Source organism: Mucilaginibacter sp. PAMC 26640 (genome assembly GCA_001596135.1).
Classification (GTDB): Bacteria; Bacteroidota; Bacteroidia; order Sphingobacteriales; family Sphingobacteriaceae; genus Mucilaginibacter.
Window position 1 is genome coordinate 1,485,049 of the sequence record CP014773.1, and the last position, 25,672, is coordinate 1,510,720.

Here is a 25,672-nt window from a genome sequence, read left to right on the forward strand (position 1 = left end):
GTTCCGGGTGTGTTTTTAGTTTTATAGAATACCTGGCTACAATAAGATCGGTTATCGAACAAAATTTATAGATTTAAACACTGATTAAACCTAAAATAAATTCAATGCAATTTTTGGGAAGTGCTACACCGCTGAAGCAGATTGTTTTTCTTTTTTTGATTGCCCTGGCTTTCTTCGGCTGTAAACGCAATAACCCAACCGGTGAGACCGCAAAGGAAAATACCTTGTTTACTTTACTGCCTTCAGAAAAGACACATATTGATTTTGCGAATACTTTAACCGAGGGGCTCAATACCAACGTGCTGATGTACGAGTATTTTTATAACGGCGGGGGAGTTGCAATTGGCGATGTAAACGGCGACGGCAAACAGGATATTTATTTTACCGGTAACATGACCGATAATAAATTATACCTGAATAAGGGCAGTATGCAATTTGAAGATGTTACCACTTCAGCAGGAGTAACCGGCAGGCCGGGACCCTGGAAAACAGGGGTGACCATGGCTGATGTAAATGGCGACGGCAAAATAGACATCTACGTATGCTACTCCGGAAAAATTGGACCTGCTAAAAGAAAGAATCAGCTTTTTATCAATTTAGGCAACGATGCCAAAGGCCTGCCGCAATTTGAAGATCAGGCTGCTAAATTCGGCCTTGATTTTCCATCCTTTAGTACACAGGCCTATTTCTTTGATTATGACCGGGATGGTGATCTGGACCTTTTGCTGGTAAACCACAACCCACAGCGCATCAGTAGCCTGGATGATATTTCGGTAAGTACTTTAATGAAACAGCCGGATGAGCAGGCAGGTATCAGGATGTTTAAAAATGACAACAATCATTTTGCGGATGTTACTGCACAGTCGGGTATTATCAACACTTCGTTATCTTACGGACTGGGTGCCGGTATTGCCGATGTGAATAACGATGGCTGGCCGGATATCTACGTATCCAATGATTATAACGTGCCCGACAGGCTTTATATCAACAAAGGCAATGGCAAGTTTGCAGACGAGTTGCAAACCAGCATTGGCCATACCTCTTTTTACTCAATGGGGAATGACATTGCCGATATCAACAATGACCTTAACGCAGATATCTACACGCTGGATATGCTGCCCGAAGATAACCGCAGGCAAAAGCTTTTGTTCGGTGCCGATAATTACGATTCGTTTAACCTTAACCTGCGTGTAGGTTTTTATTACCAGTACATGCGCAATATGCTGCATGTGAATAACGGTAACGGAACTTTCAGCGAAGTTGGCCAGCTGGCAGGCATCTCCAATACCGACTGGAGCTGGGCGCCTTTATTTGCAGATTTTGATAACGACGGGTGGAAAGATTTGTTTGTGAGTAACGGCTACACCCGCGATTATACCAACATGGATTTTTTAAAATATATGGGGGATAATCTGCGCGACAGGAGCGTAATGCGGCAGGACCTTTTGAACATTGTAAAAGAAATGCCTTCATCTGATGTGCAGAGTTACTTTTTCCATAACAGTGGTAATTTAACCTTCAGTAATACCAGTATCGCGTGGGGCATTACCCAGCCATCAAACAGTAACGGTGCCGCCTACGCAGATCTGGATAATGACGGCGACCTTGATCTCGTGGTCAATAATATCAACAAACCAGCCTTTATTTACGAAAACAAAGCGAACACCTTAAGTAAGAATCGGTTTCTGGAGGTAGAGCTAAAGGGCAAGCCTGGAAATACCCAGGGCATTGGTGCCAGGATAATGCTTTATGCCGGCAAGCAAACCCAACGGCTGGAACAAATGCCGACAAGAGGTTTTCAGTCCAATGTGTCGCCCGTGCTTCACTTTGGTTTAGGAAGCGAAAAAAGTATCGACTCACTATTGATCATCTGGCAGACCGGAAATAGCCAGCTGCTGAAAAACATCACCGCCGGGAAAAGCCTGGTGCTAAAGGAAACAGATGCGTTAGCAAAAATAGTGCTTCCGAAAAGTAAGCAACCGGTATTTAAAGAAGTAAAGCCACCGGTAAATTTTACACAAAAAGCGACTCACCAAAACGATTTTAAACGGCAGCCATTATTGACCAATCCCTTATCTTTCGCCGGGCCATGCATGGCCAAAGGCGATGTAAACGGTGATGGATTGGAAGACCTGTATATTGGCGGAGCCAACGGTAAAGGGGCCGTGTTGTATCTGCAACAAAAAAACGCATCTTTCCTTCAAAAAAATGTAGCTGCTTTTGCTGCCGATAATGCTTTTACGGACGCAGCGGCTGTATTTTTTGATGCAAACGGAGACGGAAAAACAGACTTGTACGTAGCATCCGGGGGGTATGGCAATTTAAACCCTAATGACCCGCTGCTGCAGGACAGGCTGTACCTAAACGACGGTGTGGGTAATTTTACCAGGGCAAAAAACGCTTTACCAGCAATGCTGAGCAGTAAGAGTTGCGTAAAAGTGGCGGATATCAACGGCGACGGGCATCCCGACCTGTTTGTAGGCGGAAGAGTTATACCTGGCCGCTATCCGGAGGCGCCGGAGAGTTATCTCCTGATCAATGATGGCAAAGGCGGGTTTAAAAACGAAACGTCGAGTTACAATCCGGCAATCAAAAATATTGGCATGGTAACAGATGCTGCCCTGGTAGATATGAACCACGATAATAAGCCCGACCTCGTATTGGTTGGCGAATGGATGCCCATCACTGTATTTATTAATAAAAGTGGTAAGCTGGTGGATGAAACAGCCAATTACTTCGACAAAAAATATGCGGGCTGGTGGAACTGCTTAAAAGTAGCAGACATTAACAGCGACGGTCATCCGGACCTGATAGCCGGTAACCTTGGCCTCAATACGCAGTGCAGAGTATCGGATGCAGAACCGGCTGAACTTTACTATAAAGATTTTGATGATAACGGATCGGTTGATCCTATCCTGTGTTTTTATATCCAGCACAAAAGCTATCCCTACATTACCAGGGATGAGCTGCTTGATCAGATGAGTATGATGCGCGGCCGGTTCCCTGATTATAAAAGCTACGCGGATATCACCATTGATAAGCTTTTTACGCCTGAGGAAATTAAGGATGCACCTAAATTAACCACCAATTACCTGGCAACGGCTTGTTTTATAAGTGATACTAAAGGTAAATTGCAAGAGGTAGTGTTACCTGTAGAGGCCCAGTTTTCACCGGTGTTTACGATCAATTCCCTGGATTTTGACCACGATGGCATTCCTGACCTCCTGCTTTGCGGTAACATCACTCAGGAACGGTTGCGGTTTGGCAAGTACGATGCTAATTATGGCACTTTATTAAAAAGTAATGGCAAGGGACATTACACTTACATCCCTCAACAACAGTCTGGATTTAAGATCGCCGGAGATGTACGTAGTGTGGTTGACATAAACGGGCTTTTATTATTCGGGATCAATCAGCAAGCCCTAAAAGCCTATAAATCAAAATGATGAAAAAGCTTATTGTCTTTTTAATTTTAAGCGCTATTGGTATCAACGGGTGCAAAGATCGTATTATATCACCACAACTTACTGCCAAAGACATTGGTAAGGTGGTTGATCAGATGACCGAAACAATGGTGCATGATGTAACCAACCCTCCGCTTGCCGCACGTTTTTTTGCCTATGCCTGCCTGGCTGGTTATGAGGTGGTTGCAGAGAATGACAATAAGACCCCGCAGCTATACGGACGCTTAAATAGTTATCCGCACATAACTAAACCCAAAACTGTATCAGGTTACGACTACCGGTTGAGCGCTGTTTTAGCCATGCTGAAAACCGCCCAAAAACTACAGCCGTCGGGTTCGTTGTTGGTGAAATATGAGGAAACGCTGCTTGATTCTTGTCGTAAAACAGGTTTTAGTTCCAGCGTGATCGATAGCTCTGAGCATTATGCAAATATCATTAGTAAGAAAATACTAGCCTATGCCAAGGCCGACAAATATAACCGGATAAGCAACTACACCCGCTACCAGGAATCAAGCGGAGAGGGCGACTGGAAAGCTACCCCGCCATCGTATATGGTCCCTGTGGAGCCCTACTTCAATACCATCCGGCCCATGACACTGGATTCCGCTTCCCAGTTTTTGCCCGAACCACCTATCCCTTTTTCAACAGATAAGCGCTCTGTATTTTACAATTACCTGCAAATGAGTTATGCAAAAAGTGGTAAGGCGCTCAGTACAGAAGAGCGTAATGTTGCTAACTTTTGGGACTGTAATCCCTTTGCCGTTCAAAATGACGGTCACATGCTGTTTGGCCTCAAAAAAATTTCCCCGGGCGCACACTGGATGGGTATTACCGGCCTGGCATGCAGCTTAAGTAAAAAAGACTTTGCCAAAACCATGGAGATCCACACGATGGTAGCCATTAGTTTGATGGATAGCTTCATTTGCTGCTGGGACGATAAATATAAGACCAACCGTATCCGCCCGGAAACAGCCATCCGCAGGTATATTGATCCAAGTTGGAAGCCGCTACTTCAAACACCGCCTTTTCCGGAATACATCAGCGGTCATTCCGTTGTCTCCACCTCTTCAGCGGTGGTGTTAACACATTATTTTGGCGACCATTTCTCGTACACAGATGGCATCGAAGTAAAATACGGTGTCCCACCAAGACATTTCACTTCTTTTAGCCAGGCAGCTAAAGAGGCCGCTATCTCCAGGTTTTGGGGAGGCATCCATTTTATGGATGCTATAGATAACGGGGTGATACAGGGGGAAAAAGTTGGTCATTGGGTTTTAAGTACCATTAATGGGCAACCAAAACCTACCAGACAACCGGCATCAAAAATATGAAGGCAAAAAGTCAGGGTATAAATGCATCCAGCAGCAAGCCGGTATCCAAAATAATATTGGTGGTTACGGTATTGTTGATGCTAGTTGCCGCGACTGCCTATTTTCTGCTGAAGAATGATGCAACTGACGCGAATACAATAGTAGGTGACGCATATCAGCAACCGGCAACCGAACAGGAACTGGCCGAAGGGGCTATGCTAGCCAGGCAATATTGCCAGTCGTGCCATTTACTGCCCGATCCGCTTTCGCTTAACAAGAATAAGTGGAAGAATATTCTGCCGCAAATGGGTATCAGGCTGGGCATCAAACAGCACTATGGGGAATCCTATGAGGAATCTATCAAAAGTGTTGATTTGGTAGTGCCTGCAAAGCCCCTGATTACCCATAAACAATGGCAAAATATTTTGGCCTATTACATGGGCCGATCCCCTATATTTTTACCAGCGCAGGCAAGACCAGATCAAATTGAACGATCAATGCCTTTTTTTTCTATTAAATCTCCGGGTAAAGAATTTTCGGGTAAACAGGTCCTGGCAACTTATGTAAAAATAGATACCAGTGTAAAGCCTGCAAGATTATTTGTGGCCGATGGGCAGGCGCACAAGCTTTTTTTGCTAGATAGAAGCTTAAGTGTAATAGATTCTATCCGCACGGCAGGCCCGGTGGTAGATATTTCTTTTGAAAAAGAACGGATATTGGTTTGCATGATTGGCACTGAACTGGGTGCCAATGATGATAAGGCCGGAACTATAGCAGAGCTAACGATCAATAAGGATGGAAAAATGAGCCTGGGGCAGCAGCCTGTTTTTAGTAATCTGGCACGCCCTGTTCAGATCATGGCAGCAGATTTAAACGGCGATAGCCTGGCAGATTACTTGATTTGCGAATTCGGTAACTTAAAAGGTGCACTATCGTGGATGGAAAATAAAGGCAATGGCGCTTACGTAAAACACATCATTAGTAATTTGCCAGGTGCGGAAAAAGCATATATCGATTACCCGCAGGGTAGCAAACTGCCCGACATATGGGTGTTGTTTACCCAGGGACAAGAGCGTGTTTCACACTTAAAAAACCTGGGGAATGGTCACTTTTCAGAAATTCCCGTACTGCGCTTTCCTGCAATCTACGGGTCATCATTTTTTGAAATGGTTGACGTTAATCAGGATGGCCTGAAAGATATTGTTTACACCTGCGGAGATAACGGAAACGCCACACTTGTATTGAAGCCGTACCATGGTGTATATCTTTTCATCAATGATGGGCACGGTCAGTATGTGCAAAAATACTTTTACCCCATCAATGGATGTTATAAAGCACTGGCGAGGGATTTTGACGGTGATGGCTATATAGATATTGCAACAGTTAGCCTTTACACCGATGCGCATCAGCCTGAGGAGGGGTTTGTATATCTAAAAGGCAACGGTGGATTTCATTTTAAACCTTTCTCCGTGCCACGCGACACGAAATTTGAGCGTGCGGTAACAATGGCCGATGGTGATTTAAACGGGGACGGGAAAACAGACCTGCTTATCGGCAACGCTTTTTTTGATATTGGGCCTTTTGCTTATAATATCACCGAGCCCCTTTTTTATTTGCTACAAAACAAAAGTGGTAATCATCAATAAATGGTACGGGTACCAATGGACATGTTTTGGTTTTTACCGTTTTTACCCCCTAAAAATCACGTTTTGTCCCCCGCTGGTTTGTTGCCATTAATGGAATTTTGATTTTATGTAATAAATATTGTGGGGCGGAGGTGTTTTTTAGATGCTGCCAACAAATTTATCTGATCGGAAAAACTGTTGTTATATAATAGTTACAATCCGAACCGGTACAATAAATTACATAAACTTTATATTGTGCTTCTTTTGAATTAATATACCAAAACCAATTATGCTGAAGTTTTCCTTTACATTTTTTTTCGTCATCATTTGCCTGGGTGCCGTTAAATATTTTAGTGGCGCCCAAAATGACAGGCAAAGCTTGTCGATTAAAAAAGATGTAGTCCATACAAATCAGGCTGCCAATGCGCCACAACAAAAGCTCCTGCAATGGCCGGACGGTTTGACGGTAACCACCTTTGCTGGTCCGGAACTTACGCCAAGCCCGGCCTGCCTGGCAACTGCACCCACAGGTGAAGTGTTTGTTGGGGTAGATATGATGGGATCGTTGGGTAAAGCACCCGGCAAGGGTAGTATCCTGAGACTGGTGGATACCGATAACGACGGCAAAATTGATCAGCATACTGAATTTGCCCGGGTGGATAACCCCAGAGGTATTTTCGTACTGGGCGATAAGGTTTATGTGCTGCATACTATTTTCTCTCCAGAAACACAAAAGGCAACAGGGATGGACCTAGTTGTATTTGAAGATAAGGATCACGATGGTATTGCCGACGGCCCTGCTAAACCTATTATAGAACATTTAAGCAACCCGAACATGCTGGCGGAGCGCGGTACCGACCACGCAACCAATGGTATCAGGCTGGGAATTGATGGCTGGATCTATATTGCAGTGGGCGATTTTGGATTCCATGACGCTATAGATCGTTCGGGTAAAAAGCTAACCATGCTGGGCGGCGGAATTGTTCGCGTTAGGCCGGATGGCACAGGCATGGAAATCTTTTCGCATGGAACGCGGAATATTTACGATGTAGCGATAGACTCCTACATGAATGTTTACACCCGCGATAATACAAATGATGGCGGTGGCTGGAACATTCGTTTCTCGCATCACCTGCAATCGGGCGAATATGGTTACCCGCTATTATTTCAAAACTTTACGGATGAGATCCTGCCCGCGCTTGCCGATCTGGGTGGCGGATCGGGTACAGGGGCTTTGTTTATGGATGAGCCAACCTGGCCGGCAAAATACAACCATGTACCCATGATGGCCGATTGGGGAAGAAACGAACTATACATTCACCGTTTAACGCCGGATGGTGCAAGTTTTAAGCAACAGCAGGAAGAATTTATACAACTACCGCAAATTACAGATTTAGATGTGGATGGCTCCGGCAGGTTGTATATGTCTGCCTGGGATGGTGCGGGTTACTCCGGCGACCCGGCGAAAGGGTATGTGGTGAGGGCAGTTCCTAATGGCTGGACTTACAAAGCCTTCCCTGATCTGAAAGCTGCTTCAGTTAAGGGCCTTGCCGATCTGCTTAAGTCTGAAAGTGCGGTAACGCGCCTTTATGCTTCGCAGGAATTACTTTCCCGTTCTGCAGGCGAGGCTGGAACAGCAGCGCTGACGGTAGCATCAAATACTAGTATACCATTGTATGCGCGTTTAGCTGGTCTGTTTACTTATGCCCAAATTGCAGGAGCAAGCGGGGTGCCGGCATTGGTGCAACTGGCGGATGATAAAGACCTGAAGGAATATGCCCTGCGGGAACTGACCGATAGAAAGGAAAACCTGGCGGGTGTGCCGACAGCGTTATTTGTTAAGAATTTAAAGGATCCGTCTCCACGCGTACAAGCAGCAGCAATAATTGGTTTAGGCAGATTGGGCAGGGCGGAAGCGGCTTCATCATTGTTGGAGACCCCGGTGCCTGCATCGTTTGCTGCCCCTGCAAAAGGTACCGAAGGCCCGCATGCTACGCCAAATTCAGGTATTATTCCTGCTCACCTGGCAGTACGTGCCCTGGTAAGCTTAAATGCAGTTAACACCTGCGTAGCAGCGATTGGAACTCAAAATTCAACATTAGCCCTTTGGGCATTGCGCTATATGCACAGCCCGGAGGCGGTTAACGGTCTCATCAAAGCCTATCCGTTAATAAAAAACGAAAGAACGAAGAAGCAGATCCTGGTAACCCTGGCCCGTTTATACAAAGAGGAAGCCCCGTATGATGGTTCATGGTGGTGGAGCACGCGTCCGGATTCTCATGGCCCATATTACAAAGCGATCACCTGGGGCTCATCTGCAAAGATCAGCGCTTTTTTAAAGGGAATACAAACCAAGGCTACTCCTGCTAAAAAAGTGTTCTTTGGCGAACTCAATGCCCGGAATCGCATGGAAATCACTTCATTTGGCGGGGAAGAAAAAGTAGCGGTAGTAAAGGAGGCAAAAATCGACCTGGAGAAGATAAGGAGCAAAAAAGGGCAGATCGGAAAATCATCTATTGAGGATATTATGCTTGCTCTTGCTAAAATTAAAGGTGATCCGTTTAAAGGTAAGGCACTATTTACGCAGCAGGGTTGTATCGCCTGCCATAGTATTAAACGTGGCGAAAAACTAAAAGGTCCATTCATGGGGCAAATCGGGTCTATCATGACGCGCCAGCAAATTGCAGAATCTATCCTGAAGCCAAGCGCTTCTATTTCGCAGGGGTTTGCTACCGTGATGATTACCGCAAAGGGAAATAAAACGTATATGGGCTTCGTAACCGAAGAATCTGCCCAGAAAATGGTGATGCGTAATATATCAGGAGATGTATTTACGATTAAAACGTCCGACATCGTTTCCCGGAAGGAATTAAAAACTTCCATGATGCCAACCGGAATGGCGAGTGCGTTATCTTATGACGAATTTGCATCGCTGGTTACCTTCCTGTCTCAACAAAAAAACTAGGAAAACTATTCATACCTGTTCCGTGGCACCTCATGCCCGGAGCAGGTTTTTTTTGGTTTGTTATAATAACGTTCGCTTGCTTTCCACTTTATTTATACATAGTATTATCAAAAACTTATATTCCATTATGAAAATAATACATGCTGCACCTTAGTGTATTGGAAATTTAGCAGTAAAAATCAACGGTAGATGTAAATCATTCTTTTCTTAACTATTCGGCAACCAGCCGGTTTGTTTTTTTGCCAAATGATTAGCTTTGTGTATCTCCGATACCAATTTATACCACATTGAATGAAGATACTTTTATCTGGCAGGTGTATTTATAGCTTACTAAGTGCAGTGTTATTATTTTGTAATACAGCTTTTGGATTCCAATCCATTCAATATTTAGGTATTGAGCAGGGGCTTTCAAACAATGCTATTACCAGTATCTATAAAGACCACCACGGCTTTGTGTGGATTGGTACCTACGATGGTTTAAACAAATACGACGGCAGTAAAATAACCACGTTCAGGAACGTTTGGGGCAACGCAGCGTCGTTAAGCGATAATCATATTAACCGCATCATCGGCGTGGCCAACAAGATCTTTATTGGCAGCATGAAAGGCCTGGTGTATTTTGATTATGATAATTCAAGGTTTCACCCGGTATGCTACAGCACTAATAAAAACTCCGGTGTTAAAAAAATCACCAATAACGTTACCGCGCTCCAAACAGATGCCAATCAAAACCTATTTATAGGTACAGATTATGAGGGACTCTTCATTTACCACAAAGGCGATAAAGTAGGCCGGCAAGTAGCGTTTGGTAACAGTAGTAAAGGATACAGTGTACAGTCCATCTCTATCGGCGCAGAAAACACCGTTTGGTTGTTTATTCGCAATACGGGCCTTTGCCGGTATAACCAAAAACAAAACCGTATAGAGGTTGTCAACACCGATTTGAAGTATGCCAACTGTATTTTGGCAGATACAAAACGCCATATCTGGATAGGTACAGATAACGGGCTTTTTTCATTTTCTTCCGCAACAAAGACTGTCTCTGCGAGTGCTGCCATCAATAGCAAACTGAATAATGATAATATCATCGATATTAAATTCTCAAAAAAAGCGGAGTTATGGATCGGCACTAACGGTGGTGGCGTTAACATTGTAGATACGCTTCATAGCAGCATCAGATATTTGGTGAGCGGGAAGATCAACAATGATCATCTGCATAGTGATGCCGTGAGCATGATTTATGAGGATAATGAAAACCGCATGTGGATAGCAACGCTGAGAGGCGGCGTTAATTACCTGGACAGCAAACCGAATCCGTTTAAGCTTATCACGCACGATCCGTTTAACAACAATAGCTTAGTCAATAATTTTGTCTTGTCTTTTTGCGAAGACAATGCTCAAAACCTATGGATTGGCACCGATGGCGGTGGATTAAGTTATTGGGACAGGAAGGCAAATACTTTTACCAACTATGTTCACAGCGCAAAGCCTTCCTCATTACGCAGCAACTTTGTAGTTAGTGTAGTGGAAGATCATGATAAGCAGGTCTGGCTGGCTTTATTTGGCGGGGGGATAGATCGCTTTGATGCTAAAGCAAACCGGTTTGTACATTATGACTGTTTTAACACGTTTACCAAAATTCAGGATAGAAGCCTATGGAAGCTGTTAGTTGACAGCCATAACACTTTGTGGGTAGGCGCAACCCGTGGCGGCGCCTTATACCGTTATAACAAACAGGCAGATAAATTTGAACTTTTTGATGAACAGCTAACCAATATACATGCTATTTATGAGGATAAGAACGGAACACTTTGGGGCGGCGATTATGCACGCTTAATCAAGATAGATCCGCTTGGAAAGCATCACCATTACATTAACATCAAAAACCCCGTAAGGTCGATTACCGAAGACGGATACAATAATCTCTGGATCGGTACAGAAGGCGGAGGGCTATTAAGATATCACCTGCCTACTAAGTCGTTAAAACGGTTTACTCAAATTGATGGTTTGCCCGGTAATTCATTACTCAATGTTTTAATAGACGACAAAGATAAATTATGGGCAAATACTTTTAACCGCCTTACTGAGTATGACATTGGAGCTAATGTTTTTAAAAACTACGATGCATCAGACGGCTTGCAAAGCAATCAGTTCAACTTTAATGCAGCACTGAAATTGCGATCGGGCGAACTGGTGTTTGGGGGCATCAATGGCTTCAACATCTTCTACCCGGATAGCATCCGGCTACCCATGCATCAGCCCGACTTAAAGTTTACGGGGGTATATGTAAACAACAAAGCTGTTGAAAATAACACCGAATTTACCGGTAACCAGGCCGTGGTAGATCTAAAGCAAATTACCCTGCCGTATAATGAGGCCACGCTTGCAATTGATTATACCGCCCCGGAGTATTCCTATCCCGATAAACTGAGCTACGCTTATTACCTGGAGGGGTGGGACCACGGCTGGAACGATGTGGGTAAATTAAAAACAGCCTACTACACCCGTTTGAACGAGGGGAAATATACGCTTAGGGTTAAAGTTACCAACAGCTCCGGTTCCTGGAATCCGCGCCAGCTAACACTGCAAATTACTGTTTTGCCGCCATTCTATCGCACGTGGTGGGCTTATATGTTATATGTGGCATTTACAGTTTCGGTTGTATATTGCCTTTGGCTTTACCGCATCAGGCAAACCAGGCTGAAATACGAAGTGCAAATAGCTAATATGAACGTAGAGCGTGAAAAAGAACTGAACGAAAAAAAGCTGTCGTTTTTCACCAATATATCGCACGAGTTCCGCACGCCGCTTACATTGATTATTAACCCGATCAAGGATTTGCTGCGTACCGAGAACACCAAGAACAATGAAGAGTTGCAAACCATTCACCGTAATGCCCGCAGGCTGCTGGGTTTAGTAGATCATTTATTGCTGTTCAGGAAAACGGAGAGTGAAAACGATTCTCTAAACAAAGTGAATTTAAACTTTACAAAACTTTGTAATGAGGTTTACCTGTGTTTTACGCAACAGGCAAAGATAAAACAGATCAAGTATCATTTTAACTTTGGTGACTGCCCTGTTTATTTATGTGCTGATAGAGCGAAGATGGAGATTGCGATTTTTAATTTGATCTCTAATGCGATTAAATTCACTCCGCAAGGCGGCGAGATCAATATTCAGCTAACTGAACAGGAACATAAAGTTTTATTAACGGTAGAAGACGATGGCTGCGGAATTGCAGAAGGTACCGGTGAAAGGCTCTTTGATAAATTCTACCAAATAAAAGACAGTACAACCCTTAAAACAGGCTTTGGCATTGGCTTATACCTGGTAAAAAGCTTCGTGAAGAGCCATGGGGGAGAAATTACTTACGTTAAAAATGCAGAAAAGGGCACACGGTTCATAGTAGAACTGCCGAAGACCAGCCATGAAGAAGTTCACTTGCCGGCTGAGACGGACCAACCCGCAGAACGCCTTTTTGATGAGCTGATGGGAGAGATCAAAAATGTACAGCCGGCTGAAGAAGAAGTAACTAATTTTGAACTCCTTATATCAGATCGTCAGTCTGTATTGATTATTGACGATAATGTGGATATGCGGGATTATATCATAAAGATCTTTAAAGACCGGTACAAGATCTACGAAGCCGCAAATGCTGAATTGGGACTAGAGCTTGTTAAAAAAATTCTTCCCGATCTGGTCATCAGTGATATCAGTATGGAAAGTATGTCAGGGATTGATCTGTGTACTATTATGAAAAAAGATTCGTCGCTGAGTCATATCCCGGTGATACTGATAACCGGTGATCCTAATCTGGAAATACAGCTCAAAGGGATTGAAGTTGGCGCGGTTGATTTTGTAAGCAAACCTTTTGAAAAAGATCTGCTGCTGGCACGGGTACAGGGAATTCTGAAAGACAGGCGTGAGTTGCAGCGCTATTTTTATAACGAAGTTACGTTAAAATCAAACTCGAGGAATATCTCCGAAAATCACAAAGAGTTTCTGTATAAATGTATCAGCATCATCGAAAACTATCTGATAGATCCGCACTTTGATGTAAAAACGATAGCCGATGAAATGGGCATGAGCTATTCCAGCCTGTTCAAAAAAATTAAGGCCATCAGCGGGCAATCGGTAAACAACTTTGTAAGGTTTGTGCGTTTGCGAAAGGCCGCCGAAATGATGATCAATACCCATTGCAACGTGAATGAAGCGGCACTAAATTGCGGCTTTAACGATATTAAATATTTCAGGGAGCAGTTTATCAAATTATTCGGTGTAAAGCCTTCCGAATTTATCAAACAGCACAGGCAGGCTTTTAATAAGACTTACTTGGTGGAGCAGTCTTTCCGATAGTACTTTTTATTGTAAGGGTTATCTATCTGGTAATGTTACCAAAACATTAAACGTATGATCCCCGGCAGAAATAGCCATACTCCCGTTGTGCGCGCTGATGATTTGTTTGCAAAGCCACAGCCCGAGCCCTGATCCTGCTTGTAACGATTGATTCGCAGTAAATGCGTCGGTTAAGTTATCAGTACGGACTTGTTCTTCAGCTGTTGTGTTTTTAAAAATGATTTCCAGGCCGGTTCCCTGCTGCTCTATTTCGCAAATGATGATGCTCTGTTTTGGCGCATGTTTTAAGGCGTTTTGCAGTAGGTTTTGCCATACAACCTCCAGTTTATCACTATCGCCATCAATATTAAAACTTTGGATATTATTGCCGAAGTGGATAGTAGTTTTGATCTGTTGCCTATCAGCGGCAAAACGGTTCCGTGCGAAAACTTTAAGCAGTTGATCCGATAAGTCTGTAGATCGCTTGTTGATGATTAAACCTTTGTGTTTAAACTGGCTGATGAGCAAAAACTGCTCTACAATTTGCTGCAGCCGGTTAATTTCCTGTATCTGACTAGTTAATAATTGTTTATCTGTTTCGCCGCCTTTATTGCTTAAATGCATTTCGGTTTCGGCCTGCAAAATGGCCAAAGGGGTGCGCAGTTCATGTGATGCAGCAGCAAAAAAGTTGTTTTGCAATTCCTGTTCGTGCGCAATGCGTGCTATCATCGCATTGATAGTTTCGGCTAGCTGTTGCAATTCGTCGTGGGTTTGCGCCACATCTAAACGCTTATCGAGCTGGTTAGAGTTGATTTGTGTGGCCTGTTTAACAATGGAACGGATGGGGCGCAATAACCACCCCGCGGTTAGGTAAGCTGCAATGGAACTAACTAATACACTACCGATAGTGGCGAGCATCATTAACAACGATAAATTGGCTAATTTGCTCATCAGCGGGAGGTTGGAAACGGTAAGGAACAATTCAACAGGGCGGCCATCAAAATCTTCTTTCTTAATATAAACGCCGTGTTGCCCAAGGCTGTCCACTATGCCGGTTTGATAGGGTGTCTTAAGTTTTGAAATAATACCCGGGGACTGAAACACGGTAACCAGTTGCCGGGCATTGTTATGATAAAAAACGCGAATTGACTCGCCGGAATCCGGCAGCGCAATCAAGTCGGGGTTAATCTCGGTTCTGTTGATAATGGTTTGTGCACGGGTATATAGGTATTTGTTATAATTCCCTACATAAGCGCTCTTAAAGTTTTGATAAACAACCCTGCTAAAAATTACGTTAATAACCATAAACACCAGGCAAAATAGCAAGGTTATTTTAAACTTGAGGCCCTTGTAAAAATAGCGGTGCATAGCTTTAGCTTAGAGATTTTAGAACGTACCCCCTGTTGATCACCGTTTGGATATGCTGATGGGTAAAGCCCTCATTTATCTTTTTACGCAGCTGGTATAAATGCACTTCAATAACATTACTGCCAGGGTCAAAGCTCATGTTCCACACCTTATCCAAAAGCTGTGCCTTGGTAATAACTTTATCAGCATTCAGCATCAAATGCTCCAGTAGTAAAAATTCGCGGTTACTCAGGTTAATGTCTTTATCCTGCCGTTTCACCTGGCGGGTATGCAGGTTTATTTCCAGGTCGTTTACTTTTATAGTTGCATTGCTTTTTGGCGTTTGCTGCCGTTGCAAAACCCTTACCCGTGCAAGTAACTCCTGCATTTCAAAAGGCTTTTTAAGGTAGTCATTAGCGCCGGCATCCAGCCCCTTAATAATTTGGTCCGTACTGCCTAAAGCGCTGATGATAATTACCGGCACATGGTTATCAAAAGCCCTCAGATTTTTTAGTACATCAAACCCATTTTGCGATGGCAGCATCAAATCCAGCAATATAAGGTCGTAACTATTAACCATGGCACTTTGCAACCCTGCTGTTCCGTCGGCTTCATGGTCTGTTACATATCCGGCCTGCTCCAGCGCCATCTTTATAAATCCGGCCAGTTTTAGCTCATCTTCTATCAGTAGTATCTTCATGTAAAAATAATGGCGGTATTATGCAATGCGCTACAAACGGTAAACGTTTGCAGCGCATTTTTTTTATCTAACTAAATAGGCCTGGCCGTTAATGGTAAGGATCTGCGCCCTTATCATTTTTACACTTTGGCTATATACCACGCCCTCCCTTTTTGGCTCTGCAAAACCGTTTACAGTTATTTTTTCGCCTGGTTTTAATTGGGCTGATAATTGCCGGGCAATGTGCGGTGGTATGCCAATCCGTTCTCCGGATGACAAAGTAAAACCATTGACGTCTTTACGCGGAGAATAATTTAGCTCCTTTACAGTAGCCGTAATGCTTTTTTGTTCCTGGGTGCCGGGTACAGGTGGTGCAACTGGAGGGGTATCAGTTATGGTACTGCCATTTACATCCATTCTTACCAGGCGGAATTCTTTTTTTCCTTCCGGATCGGTGCGGTCAAACCCCGTTACGGTAATTGCGGAGCCATTTTTTGCCTTGCCGAGGATCTGTTCGCCCAGGTGCGGCGGAAACATAACTGTAACATTCCCGGTGTTTGTTTTAACCAGCAGGCTGTTATACTCAAACCGGTCGTTCGCAACCGGGTTCAATACGGTGCCTTTAATCGCGGTTAATTTAATGGCTTCGTCTTTTGGTCCCCGGTCTTCTCCGGGCCTACTGTCATCACCAGGCCGTTTGCCTGTTTTTGGCGGGCGTGGTGGCGGCGGCGGGCCGCCTGCCAGCATTGCTGGCGGGCCCTGTGCAGGGGCCGGAGGTTGTGGTAATTGCTGTGCGTTTACTGCGTAGGTGCCGGTTAACAACAACGATGTCAGCCAAACTTTATTCATGTGATTCTTCATGTGTTTTTTAATTATTTAATACTTCAAAAGTACCGGCACCTGATAAGCTGCGGATGAATGCCAAATTAATTTTTCTTCATTTCGCGGCTGCAACCTAAACATTTATTTATGCCTTTGGTTGTCCTCTCAAATAATTTGATAAATAATATTAAAGTTGTTATGAGTAAAGCCCCCCTCAAAAAACACAGCCTGAATTGCCTTAACTGGCTCAATTTTTCGGCGGCAGATGTAGCCACCGGTCTTGGCCCATTTTTGGCTGTTTATCTTGCATCTAATCTGCATTGGAATCCTTCTCAAATTGGCATAGCCATAGGTGCCATGAGTTTTGCCACCGTTATTGCCCAATCTCCCGCCGGCTGGCTTTGCGATGTGAGTAATAAAAAGCGGCTCGGAATTGTGGTGGTGTCTGTTACTATCGGCGTTGCAGGATTTTGTATGTTGTTTTTCCCCAATTTTTATGCGGTGATAGCCTGCCAGATCGCAATAGGGGTATCAGCTGCGTTTTTTGGCCCGGTACTCATCGCATTGGCTATGGGCATAGCAGGGCGCAGCAGTTTCGACACCACTATTAGCAAGAACCAAACTTTTAATCACGCAGGTAACGTGGTATCGGCCATTTTAATTGGTGTGCTGGGAAAGCTTACCCACAATGCCGGCATTTTTTATGGCCTGGCCATTTTCTGTTTGATGAGCATCGTGTTTTCGCTCTCCATCAGAGAAGAAGACATCGACCATGACGCTGCAAGTTCGGCGGATGAAAAAGCAGGTGAAAAATCGAAAAAAGAAACCTCGGTTTTAGACCTGCTGAAAAACAAGGGTTTTCTCATCCTACTGTTTTCTGCTGTGCTGTTCCACTTTGCCAATGCGGCCATGTTGCCGCTGGTAGGGCAGGAGCTTGGTAAAGCGCGTACCTCCAACGCATCGCTGTACATGTCGGCTTGTATTGTGCTGGCACAGCTGGTAATGGTGCCAATGTCTTTTATGAGCGGTAAATGGGCAGCAAATGGCCGTAAAAAGCTCATGATGATCGCTTTCTTTATTCTGCCTATCAGGGGTATTCTTTATACATTCGCCAAAGGTGCGGTTTACCTGGTAAGTATCCAGGTACTGGATGGCCTTGCCGGCGGAATCTTTAGTGTAGTATCGATCCTCATCGTGTCCGATCTGTTTTACGGTACCGGGAAAGATAACTTTGCACAGGGAATATTGGCTGCAGCAGTAGGATTAGGGGCATCACTAAGCAATGTGATCAGCGGTTATATTGTTAAGGCCAGCGGCTTTAATTATGGCTTCTATATGTTGTCGGCCATTGCGCTGGTGGCCTTTATTGTTTTTTGGACGATGATGCCCGAAACCGTTGCTTCTGCCGGTGAGAGCCCGGAAATAAAAGATGCTAAATTAAAAATAGCCGGATAGCATGAACCATACACCAATGCTATATGCGCATATTGGCGATTTGCATATCACCAATGCCCGGGAACAAAACTATATCGATTTTTTATCCATTGTTGCCCAAATTGAAACGGAATGCCGTACAAGGCTCGATTTTGTTTATTTACCGGGCGATAACGCAGATAACGGATTACTAGCTCAATATAATTTGGTTGACACCGCTTTGAAAATGCTGAGCGCACCTGTGTACGTAATTACTGGCGACCATGATATGGAGCAAGGCAGCCTGGCTAATTTTTATACGATGCGGCATGCACGGCAACTGCCTGCAGCGGCGAATATAAAAGGGCTGCATTGTTTATTTTTAGATGTGAGTGGCCCCGGCACGGGCGGCCCCGATTTCAGGCTTGGCCGGCAACAGCTGGATTGGGTGATTGCCGAATTGGCGGACGCCAAAAGCCTGGAACAACGCTCTGTGATTTTTACGCATACCTATCCGGCAGATTTAAAAGATCAGCAGGAAATGCAGGTCCTCAACACGCTGATTGCGGACAATCGAGTAGTACTTGTTGATATGGGCCATACCCATTATAACGACTTAGCTAATAACGGGCAAACCATTTTTGCAGCTACCCGCTCCAGCGGGCAAATTGAAGAGGGGCCGGTTGGCTACTCCTTAGTTTCGGTGGACAAGGGGGTGGTAAGCTGGCGGTTTAAGCCCTTGCATGACGCTTTCCCCTTTGTATTGATCACCTCGCCCGCTGATTATCGTTTACAGCCCGATGAAGTGCCACACTTGGATGGGTGGATAGAGATCCGTGCGGTAGTTTTTGGCGGCCGGGCAGTGCATCATGTGAAATGCAGTGCCGACGGCCAAACCTGGGTGGCAATGACGCTAGGTCATGATCAGATCACTTGGTCGGTGCAAATAAATGCTGATCCGGCCCGTAGCCTAACGGTGATGGCAACCGATGAAACCGGCAGGCCGGGAATGCACAGCATCGACCTTAAAGCTCCCGCGGGATATCAGCCGGTAAGGGTTGCCGAAGGAAGCGATGGCGATAGCATTGGTGCATGGCCACAAAATGGTTTGTTTGGCACGCAACTGGGGCCAAACAGAAACGGTAAACCCTCCTCATAAATTTTGAACGACAACACATGACAAATATCTATATCTGGATCATTTCTTTTTTAGCCATTGCCGGAGTGATCATCCGCCCGTTTAAAGTAGCCGAGGTGATCTGGGCTGTGTCGGGAGCATTAGTTTTATTGCTGTTCGGCTTTATCAATTTGAACGACGGATTTGCAGGCATCGCAAAAGGCACCGATGTTTACCTGTTTTTAACCGGCATGATGCTACTGGCAGAAACCGCCCGCAATGAAAAATTATTCGACTGGCTGGCTGCCCATGCTACCCAAATGGCTAAAGGTTCTCCCAAACGTTTGTTTTTTTTGATTTACCTGGTAGGCGTAATTGTTACCACCTTCCTGTCAAACGATGCCACTGCCGTAGTGCTTACGCCCGCTGTTGCCGCAGCCGTGAAAGCAGCAAAGGTAAAGAACCCGTTACCTTATCTTTTTATCTGCGCTTTTATAGCCAACGCGGCTTCGTTTGTGCTACCGATATCTAACCCGGCTAACCTCGTGATCTACGGCAACCACATGCCTGCCTTACTGGTTTGGATGTCGCATTATTTGGTTCCATCAGTAGTATCCATCGTAGTTACTTATTTGGTCTTATTTGCTACACAGCGGGATCAACTGAAGGAGGATATCGAAACCAATATCAGGCTGCCTCAATTATCGCAGGGGGGTAAAACGGCGCTTATCGGCATCGGCGCAACTGCCATTATCTTACTCGTGTCGTCGGCTTTGGATATACAGCTTGGTTTACCAACCGCTATTACCGGCGTGCTCACCTCTGCTATAGTGCTATTGATGGCAAGAAAAAGCCCTTGGGAGGTAATTAAAGGGGTGTCCTGGGCTGTGCTGCCGCTGGTTGCAGGTCTGTTTGTGATTGTAGAGGCCCTGAACAAAACCGGGTTGACCGAACATCTCGCCGGGTTGCTGCAGCAAAGTGCTGCTGAGAATGTAAACTATGCCACCTGGTACGCCGGACTAAGCACCGCTTTTGCCTGTAATTTAATGAATAACCTGCCGGCGGGATTAATTGCCGGTAACGTGATCCAAATTGGGCATGTGCCGGAAATGGTGAAAAGTGCGGTACTCATCGGCATCGATCTTGGTCCCAACTTGTCGCTCACCGGCTCACTGGCCACTATTTTATGGTTGGTAGCGCTCCGCCGCGAAGGCCAGGAAGTAAGTGCCTGGGCATTTTTAAAATTGGGTGCGGTAGTGATGACAGTAACGCTGCTGGCGGTGCTGGGTTCGTTGTTTATTTAAACAATTGCTATTGATCACAGTTTACCCAATCGGCATTTTGAAAATAGGGTGATTAAACGAAGTTGATTTTAGTACCTCGATAATTATTCAGGTCCCGCTTACCTCGCAAGCTTCCCGTTTACCACTCTGTCCATATAATCCTGGATCAGTGCCTTGCAATCTGCAATCCCTTTGGTCATTTCAGAATTTAACACGGCGGTTTTTAGGTTTTTCTGGAAACCTTTGTCGGCTGCGGCGAAAATACCGGTGATATTTTTACCGTCGAAAAGGTAAGTATAATTGCCCTGCATAAACTGGTAGATATCACCCGTGGAGTTGATCACCCTTGGTGTTTCGGTGGCGAGGTTGCTGATAAGGCTGCGGCCCCAGGAACGAAAGGGTTTATTATACCCAATCAGATCGACAATGGAGGGGTAAATATCCATCTGTGAAGCGAGGTCTGTACGTACCCCCTTCAATGCATAGTTTTTATTTGCGCTAAAGAACAGGATTGGCACTGCAAAACGGTTTACTTCTTTGCTGTATTCAGGGTAGTAGGTAAGGCTGGTATGGTCTGCAGTGATTACGAAAATGGTGTTGTTGTACCAGGGCTGCGTTTTGGCGTAGTTAAAAAACTCGCGAAGCGAATTATCCGTATACTGTACACATTTATCGATAACCAGCGGTCCGCCTTTAAAGCGATCAACATATTTTTCGGGCAGGGCGTAGGGATCATGGGAGGAAAGGGTAAACAGCGTAGCCATAAATGGTTGCTTTTGCTGGCCGAGTGTGCGCCCCATGTATTGGAAGAATTGCTCATCCCAAATTCCCCAGGTGCCGTCGAAGTCTTTTTCGTTATTATACTCATTTCGGCCGTAGTAATGCTGGTAGCCTAAAATATTGCCAAAACCCTGGAAACCCATAGAACCATCAGCAGCGCCGTGGAAAAAAGAGGTTTGGTAACCCATGCTATCACAAACGGACACAACACTCTCTATCTTTTGCTTGGCATACGGTGAGGATGTAAACGCCCGTTTAAAGGTTGGGATGCCTGCCAGTACCGAAGACATTGCATGGATAGACTGGCGGCCGGTAGCGTAGGCATTGGTAAAAAGGAGGCTGCTATCCGACAGCGAATCCAGGAACGGGGTATAGGATTTGAAACCCGGGATACTGCTGCCACGGTTCATGCTGCCCCAGAACTCGCGCGCCATGCTCTCTAGAATGATCACCACTACGTTCGGCTTTGCCTGTAATTGCCTATTATACTGTTTTATAGGTTTAATGTTGGTGTTGATATATTGTTCGCTGGTCCAGTATTCCAGCTTGTAATTGTTACTGCCTAAAGTGCGGAAAAGGGCAAAGGGGGTGTTGAGTACGATATCGCCCTGGTTAGGTATGGTTACATGTTTATAAGCATCCACCATATTGATGGGCCTGGTACTGTGTTTAAAATCGCCCCGGATACCGCCTACCATCAGTACTATAGTTACGATGAACATAGCTGCGGAATACAAGTAGTAAATGCCTGGCTTTTGCACTGGGGCTGGCTTAACTTTCACCAGCCTGTACAGCCAAACCCAGCACATACAACACAAAATAAAAATAGCGATGATGTACCAGTAAGCCCATGTGAAATGGGCAAAGAGCGCTTTCTTATTGGTCTCGTCGCTGAGCAGATCCAGCGTGGAAGAATTTGACCGCACCTGGCTGAAGCGGTAATAAATGATATCGATAAAATTGGTTGCGTAAGCCAGCAGGTTAGTAATAAAATACAAAATGCCCAGCCCTTTTTGAAAGCCGGGGTTGGTATTGACTGTCAGTGGCAGGATGCTGAGCACAATAAACAAAATATTGATATATAGCAATGCAGTGGTATCAAAAGCAATCCCATAATAACAGAGTTTGAGGAAAGCCGTTATGGAGTTAATGTCGAAAAGATGAGTGTTGAAAGAAAAGAAAAGTACGCGTGCGATTGTATAAAAAAAGTAACACAGCAAAATGCGATAGCATAATGCCCTGTACTCGGCCGATCGAAATGGATTGTTCATTAAAGTATTGCCTGCTGTTAGCAGGCGGTAATGCTAATAAGTAATATGGTTATGGCTGACTTTACATCTACTTAATACTGGCGTAAAGTTATGTTAACAAAGTTAGGAAAACTGCAGGTAAATTATTGTCGGGAGATTGTAAGCATTACCGGAGTGCCGGGAGCAAACAGCGCTTTTAAATTAATGTTCCTGGTGCTTCAGTTACAATAGGCTTGGCCTCTGCTGTTTTACTGTAGTAATTATTGCTTTTATAATGCCGATATTTGCGGATTAGAATAATTGACATGCCTGTAAACGCCAAAGCCCAAACTCCCGTAAAAGAAACCCTGCACCCACGTAATTTGCATCGCACCGGGTATGATTTTGACAAGCTGATAAAAGTGTCGCCGGAATTGAAACCCTTTGTGCAGGTAAACCAGCATGAGCTGAAGTCGATAGATTTTAGCAACCCGGATGCTGTTAAAGTATTAAATGGGGCGTTGTTGAAATTCTTCTATGGAGTAAAGTCCTGGGATGTGCCTGCTGGTTACTTGTGCCCGCCTATTCCCGGCCGGGCAGATTATATCCATTATATGGCCGACTTGCTGGCAGATGGTAATGGCGGCGTTGTGCCAACAGGGCCAAACGTAAGAGTACTGGACATTGGCGTCGGCGCAAATTGCGTTTATCCGCTAATTGGCAACAGCGTATATGGCTGGCAGTTCACCGGTACCGATATCGACCCGGTTGCCATTAAATCCGCCAACCAGAACATTTTCCAAAACGGGTTGGAAGGTGCTATAAAAAGCCGACCTCAAACCAATAAGGCCAATGTTTTCAAAGGAGCAATTACCCAGAGTGAGATCTTTGATCTCACCATCTGCAATCCACCCTTCCACACTTCATTAAAAGAGGCACAGGCCGGTACATTGAAAAAGCTCCAGAACCTCAATAATGGTAAGCCGCAGGAAGCGGTGCTGAATTTCGGCGGTAAAAACAATGAACTTTGGTGCCCCGGCGGCGAGGTTGCCTTTATCCGCAACATGGCAGATCAAAGCGTATTATTTGGTGATAGAGTTTTATGGTTCTCTACGCTCGTATCCCGGAAAGATTCATTAGAGGCAGTTTACCGCGCGCTGAATAAAGTAAAAGCCCTTGAGGTGAAAACTATCAGTATGGCACAGGGACAAAAAGTAAGCCGCATTGTAGCCTGGACCTTCCTCAACCCGGTTGATCATGCCGACTGGCGCAAACTTTTCTGGGGTAAAGAATAATACCCGGCGGATAGGGCAGGTGTGTTTTATTTGTTAATTTTAACATTAACTAATTAGCCTGGTTAAGTGAAACCCCGCGCTTTTGCAACTTTATCCTTCTTGTTTTTCTGCTTTTTTGCGCTTATTGGTGCAGGGCATTGCTATGCCCAAAAAACAATCCCCTCAGTAAGTATTGGTCAACGCGACACGTTTAGTAAAACCAGGCCAAAGAATTTGCACGGCTGCACCACCATTGCCATCCTCACTGGTAATACTTGCATCGGCAGTGAGCTAATAGCCAGCGCAACAGAGCCCATCGCCTCGGTAGAGTGGTTCTATGAAAATCCGGAAACACATATTAAGCAAAGTCTCATTAAACAAACCGGTAGCGGCCCATTCATTTACAAGGCTGATGTAGCAGGTGGATATGTGTTGAACTTAATTACCTCAGGGGGATGCGAGGTAAACTCCAATGCTATTACGGTGACTGATCTAAAAGTGCCACTGATTAAGATCTCCACCAAATCTAGTGTGGTCTGTCCCGAATTCCCCAACCCGGTTTTTACCGGCGTTCCTACGTATAATGGGGAATTCCCTAAATATCAGTGGAAGGTTAATGGCATAAATGCAGGTGCAGCAACATCGGTCCTCTCCCCATTCTCTGTTTCAGGCTTAAAAAAAGGTGACGTAATTACTTGCGAGATGACCAGCAGCGATATTTGCATCACCACCCCAACGGTGCTCAGTAATCCCATCACTATAGATGATATCCCGGTTGAAAAGCCATCTGTAACAATTGATTTAACCGGCGGGGAATTATGTGATGGCGGGTTGCTTACGTTTACCGCGACAACTATCAGCGCGGGCGACGCCCCAGCTTACCAATGGATGGTGAACGGGGTTGATGTACCCAATTCAAACGCTGCCAGGTTTACGTCAGGCCAGTTGAAAACCAGCGACCAGGTTTCCTGCAGTATTATTGGCAATGCGCAGGTGTGCCAGGTAACCCGCGCTGCTGTAAGTTTGCCTTACCTGGTGGTAACCACTCCCCTGATAACCCCCGCAATAGCTATCACTGCAGATCATACAACTGCAGATGCAGGCAGCAGCATCAGTTTTACGGCAACGGTACAAAATTCCGGGGATCATCCCCTGTATCAATGGATGGTGAATAATGTAGCGGTTGCTGCAACGGGTGGCACATTCTCTTCAACAGATTTTAAAGATGGCGATGAGATCACCTGCACCTTAATAAGTGATGCGGCGTGTACAAGCTCTAATACGGTTATATCAAATCTGGTATCCGTACGAATAGTTCCTAAAACCCAGGTAATAATTCCAAGTACATTTACGCCCAATGGCGATGGCGTTAACGATACATGGGTAATAAGCGGGATTGAAACTTTCACAAATTTAAAAGTGAACATATATGACCGCTACGGTCAGCGGGTATTTCATTCTAACGGTTACCCGAAGGCGTGGGCCGGAAACAACAACGCCGGCAGCTCCTGTGCTTCCGGCGTTTATTATTATTTAATCAACCTCGACGATAAAAAGGATATCTCAGGTTCGGTTACCGTTTTACGATAATTACGATGCTGCCACTTCTGCTTTTGGCTCTTGAGCTGTTTTTTTAGCTGGTGCTTTGGTTGCTTTTACAGGTTCGGCAGGTTTAGGCTCAGTAGTTGGCGCAATTGTAAGTGCTATAGCTTCTTTATCAATCTTAACTTCTGACGATAATTTTTTTGCTAATTGCTTTGCAGCTTTATCTATTTCTTTATTAACCTTTTTTGAGGCAAGGCCCGATTTGGCAGCCATATCCTTCAATTGTGCGGCAATGCCTGCGCGAAGGCTTTCTTTAGCTGATTTACGTGCTGTTTTTACTAAGGCTTTAAGTTTGTTCTTTTTCATATCTGCTATTATTCTGCAAATATATATGAAGAACAGGTTAATTCAATGTTATCATTGTGTTAAGCATAATATAAATACTTAACATTGAACTTATTATGGAGTTAGTTTAATGCGCCTA

General features: G+C 44.8%; 15 protein-coding genes. 10 read left to right on the forward strand and 5 right to left on the reverse strand.

What is annotated here, in order from left to right:
* Positions 1 to 104: 104 nt before the first annotated feature.
* The 5 genes from A0256_06400 (at position 105) to A0256_06420 (ending at position 13,720) form a co-directional block, all read left to right on the forward strand.
* The gene (locus A0256_06400) at positions 105 to 3,446 is read left to right on the forward strand and encodes an RNA-binding protein (GenBank protein AMR31078.1); all 3,342 of its coding nucleotides are present in this window, start codon (positions 105 to 107) and stop codon (positions 3,444 to 3,446) included.
* The gene (locus A0256_06405; GenBank protein AMR31079.1) at positions 3,446 to 4,795 is read left to right on the forward strand and encodes a haloperoxidase; all 1,350 of its coding nucleotides are present in this window, start codon (positions 3,446 to 3,448) and stop codon (positions 4,793 to 4,795) included. The genes A0256_06400 and A0256_06405 overlap by 1 nt, the downstream gene beginning before the upstream one ends.
* The gene (locus tag A0256_06410; GenBank protein ID AMR31080.1) at positions 4,792 to 6,420 is read left to right on the forward strand and encodes a hypothetical protein; all 1,629 of its coding nucleotides are present in this window, start codon (positions 4,792 to 4,794) and stop codon (positions 6,418 to 6,420) included. The genes A0256_06405 and A0256_06410 overlap by 4 nt, the downstream gene beginning before the upstream one ends.
* Before the next feature lie 268 nt (positions 6,421 to 6,688).
* A complete protein-coding gene (locus A0256_06415; protein AMR31081.1) occupies positions 6,689 to 9,364 on the forward strand; it encodes a heme-binding protein in 2,676 nt (891 codons plus the stop codon).
* A gap of 291 nt (positions 9,365 to 9,655) precedes the next feature.
* A complete protein-coding gene (locus A0256_06420; protein AMR31082.1) occupies positions 9,656 to 13,720 on the forward strand; it encodes a hypothetical protein in 4,065 nt (1,354 codons plus the stop codon).
* Positions 13,721 to 13,738: 18 nt separating this feature from the next.
* Here A0256_06420 and A0256_06425 read toward each other — a convergent pair whose 3' ends face one another.
* From A0256_06425 to A0256_06435, 3 genes are all read right to left on the reverse strand, one after another.
* A complete protein-coding gene (locus tag A0256_06425) occupies positions 13,739 to 15,067 on the reverse strand; it encodes a hypothetical protein (protein ID AMR31083.1) in 1,329 nt (442 codons plus the stop codon).
* Positions 15,068 to 15,071: 4 nt separating this feature from the next.
* Positions 15,072 to 15,746, reverse strand: a complete 675-nt coding sequence (locus A0256_06430; protein AMR31084.1) for a DNA-binding response regulator — start codon at positions 15,744 to 15,746, stop codon at positions 15,072 to 15,074.
* Between the two features lie 63 nt (positions 15,747 to 15,809).
* Positions 15,810 to 16,574, reverse strand: a complete 765-nt coding sequence (locus tag A0256_06435; protein ID AMR31085.1) for a hypothetical protein — start codon at positions 16,572 to 16,574, stop codon at positions 15,810 to 15,812.
* A 120-nt stretch (positions 16,575 to 16,694) separates the two neighbouring features.
* Between A0256_06435 and A0256_06440 the strand changes: the two genes are divergently transcribed.
* The 3 genes from A0256_06440 to A0256_06450 are packed head-to-tail and all read left to right on the forward strand — an operon-like array spanning position 16,695 to position 20,381.
* Positions 16,695 to 18,002 carry a hypothetical protein gene (locus tag A0256_06440; protein ID AMR31086.1) on the forward strand — a complete coding sequence of 436 codons (1,308 nt, stop codon included), beginning with the start codon at positions 16,695 to 16,697 and terminating at the stop codon, positions 18,000 to 18,002.
* Position 18,003: 1 nt separating this feature from the next.
* A complete protein-coding gene (locus A0256_06445) occupies positions 18,004 to 19,119 on the forward strand; it encodes a hypothetical protein (GenBank protein AMR31087.1) in 1,116 nt (371 codons plus the stop codon).
* Between the two features lie 17 nt (positions 19,120 to 19,136).
* Entirely contained in the window at positions 19,137 to 20,381 is a 1,245-nt protein-coding gene (locus tag A0256_06450) for an arsenic transporter (GenBank protein ID AMR31088.1), read from the forward strand.
* A gap of 98 nt (positions 20,382 to 20,479) precedes the next feature.
* Here the strand turns inward: A0256_06450 and A0256_06455 are convergent, their stop codons facing one another.
* Positions 20,480 to 22,411, reverse strand: a complete 1,932-nt coding sequence (locus tag A0256_06455) for a sulfatase (protein AMR31089.1) — start codon at positions 22,409 to 22,411, stop codon at positions 20,480 to 20,482.
* Positions 22,412 to 22,695: 284 nt separating this feature from the next.
* Between A0256_06455 and A0256_06460 the strand changes: the two genes are divergently transcribed.
* Both A0256_06460 and A0256_06465 read left to right on the forward strand, forming a co-directional pair.
* The gene (locus A0256_06460; protein AMR31090.1) at positions 22,696 to 23,664 is read left to right on the forward strand and encodes a 23S rRNA (adenine(1618)-N(6))-methyltransferase; all 969 of its coding nucleotides are present in this window, start codon (positions 22,696 to 22,698) and stop codon (positions 23,662 to 23,664) included.
* 66 nt (positions 23,665 to 23,730) lie between these two features.
* Entirely contained in the window at positions 23,731 to 25,233 is a 1,503-nt protein-coding gene (locus A0256_06465; GenBank protein ID AMR31091.1) for a hypothetical protein, read from the forward strand.
* Here A0256_06465 and A0256_06470 read toward each other — a convergent pair whose 3' ends face one another.
* Complete coding sequence (locus A0256_06470; protein ID AMR31092.1) at positions 25,234 to 25,554, reverse strand: hypothetical protein; 321 nt, start codon at positions 25,552 to 25,554, stop codon at positions 25,234 to 25,236.
* Between the last annotated feature and the right edge of the window lie 118 nt (positions 25,555 to 25,672).

What these genes read in the sequence shown, in the direction of transcription:
- A0256_06400 (AMR31078.1), top strand. Translation starts at nt 105, where the DNA reads ATGCAATTTTTGGGAAGTGCTACACCGCTGAAGCAGATTGTTTTTCTT.
- A0256_06405 (AMR31079.1), top strand. Translation starts at nt 3,446, where the DNA reads ATGAAAAAGCTTATTGTCTTTTTAATTTTAAGCGCTATTGGTATCAAC.
- A0256_06410 (AMR31080.1), top strand. Translation starts at nt 4,792, where the DNA reads ATGAAGGCAAAAAGTCAGGGTATAAATGCATCCAGCAGCAAGCCGGTA.
- A0256_06415 (AMR31081.1), top strand. Translation starts at nt 6,689, where the DNA reads ATGCTGAAGTTTTCCTTTACATTTTTTTTCGTCATCATTTGCCTGGGT.
- A0256_06420 (AMR31082.1), top strand. Translation starts at nt 9,656, where the DNA reads ATGAAGATACTTTTATCTGGCAGGTGTATTTATAGCTTACTAAGTGCA.
- A0256_06425 (AMR31083.1), bottom strand. Translation starts at nt 15,067, where the DNA reads ATGCACCGCTATTTTTACAAGGGCCTCAAGTTTAAAATAACCTTGCTA.
- A0256_06430 (AMR31084.1), bottom strand. Translation starts at nt 15,746, where the DNA reads ATGAAGATACTACTGATAGAAGATGAGCTAAAACTGGCCGGATTTATA.
- A0256_06435 (AMR31085.1), bottom strand. Translation starts at nt 16,574, where the DNA reads ATGAATAAAGTTTGGCTGACATCGTTGTTGTTAACCGGCACCTACGCA.
- A0256_06440 (AMR31086.1), top strand. Translation starts at nt 16,695, where the DNA reads ATGCCTTTGGTTGTCCTCTCAAATAATTTGATAAATAATATTAAAGTT.
- A0256_06445 (AMR31087.1), top strand. Translation starts at nt 18,004, where the DNA reads ATGAACCATACACCAATGCTATATGCGCATATTGGCGATTTGCATATC.
- A0256_06450 (AMR31088.1), top strand. Translation starts at nt 19,137, where the DNA reads ATGACAAATATCTATATCTGGATCATTTCTTTTTTAGCCATTGCCGGA.
- A0256_06455 (AMR31089.1), bottom strand. Translation starts at nt 22,411, where the DNA reads ATGAACAATCCATTTCGATCGGCCGAGTACAGGGCATTATGCTATCGC.
- A0256_06460 (AMR31090.1), top strand. Translation starts at nt 22,696, where the DNA reads ATGCCTGTAAACGCCAAAGCCCAAACTCCCGTAAAAGAAACCCTGCAC.
- A0256_06470 (AMR31092.1), bottom strand. Translation starts at nt 25,554, where the DNA reads ATGAAAAAGAACAAACTTAAAGCCTTAGTAAAAACAGCACGTAAATCA.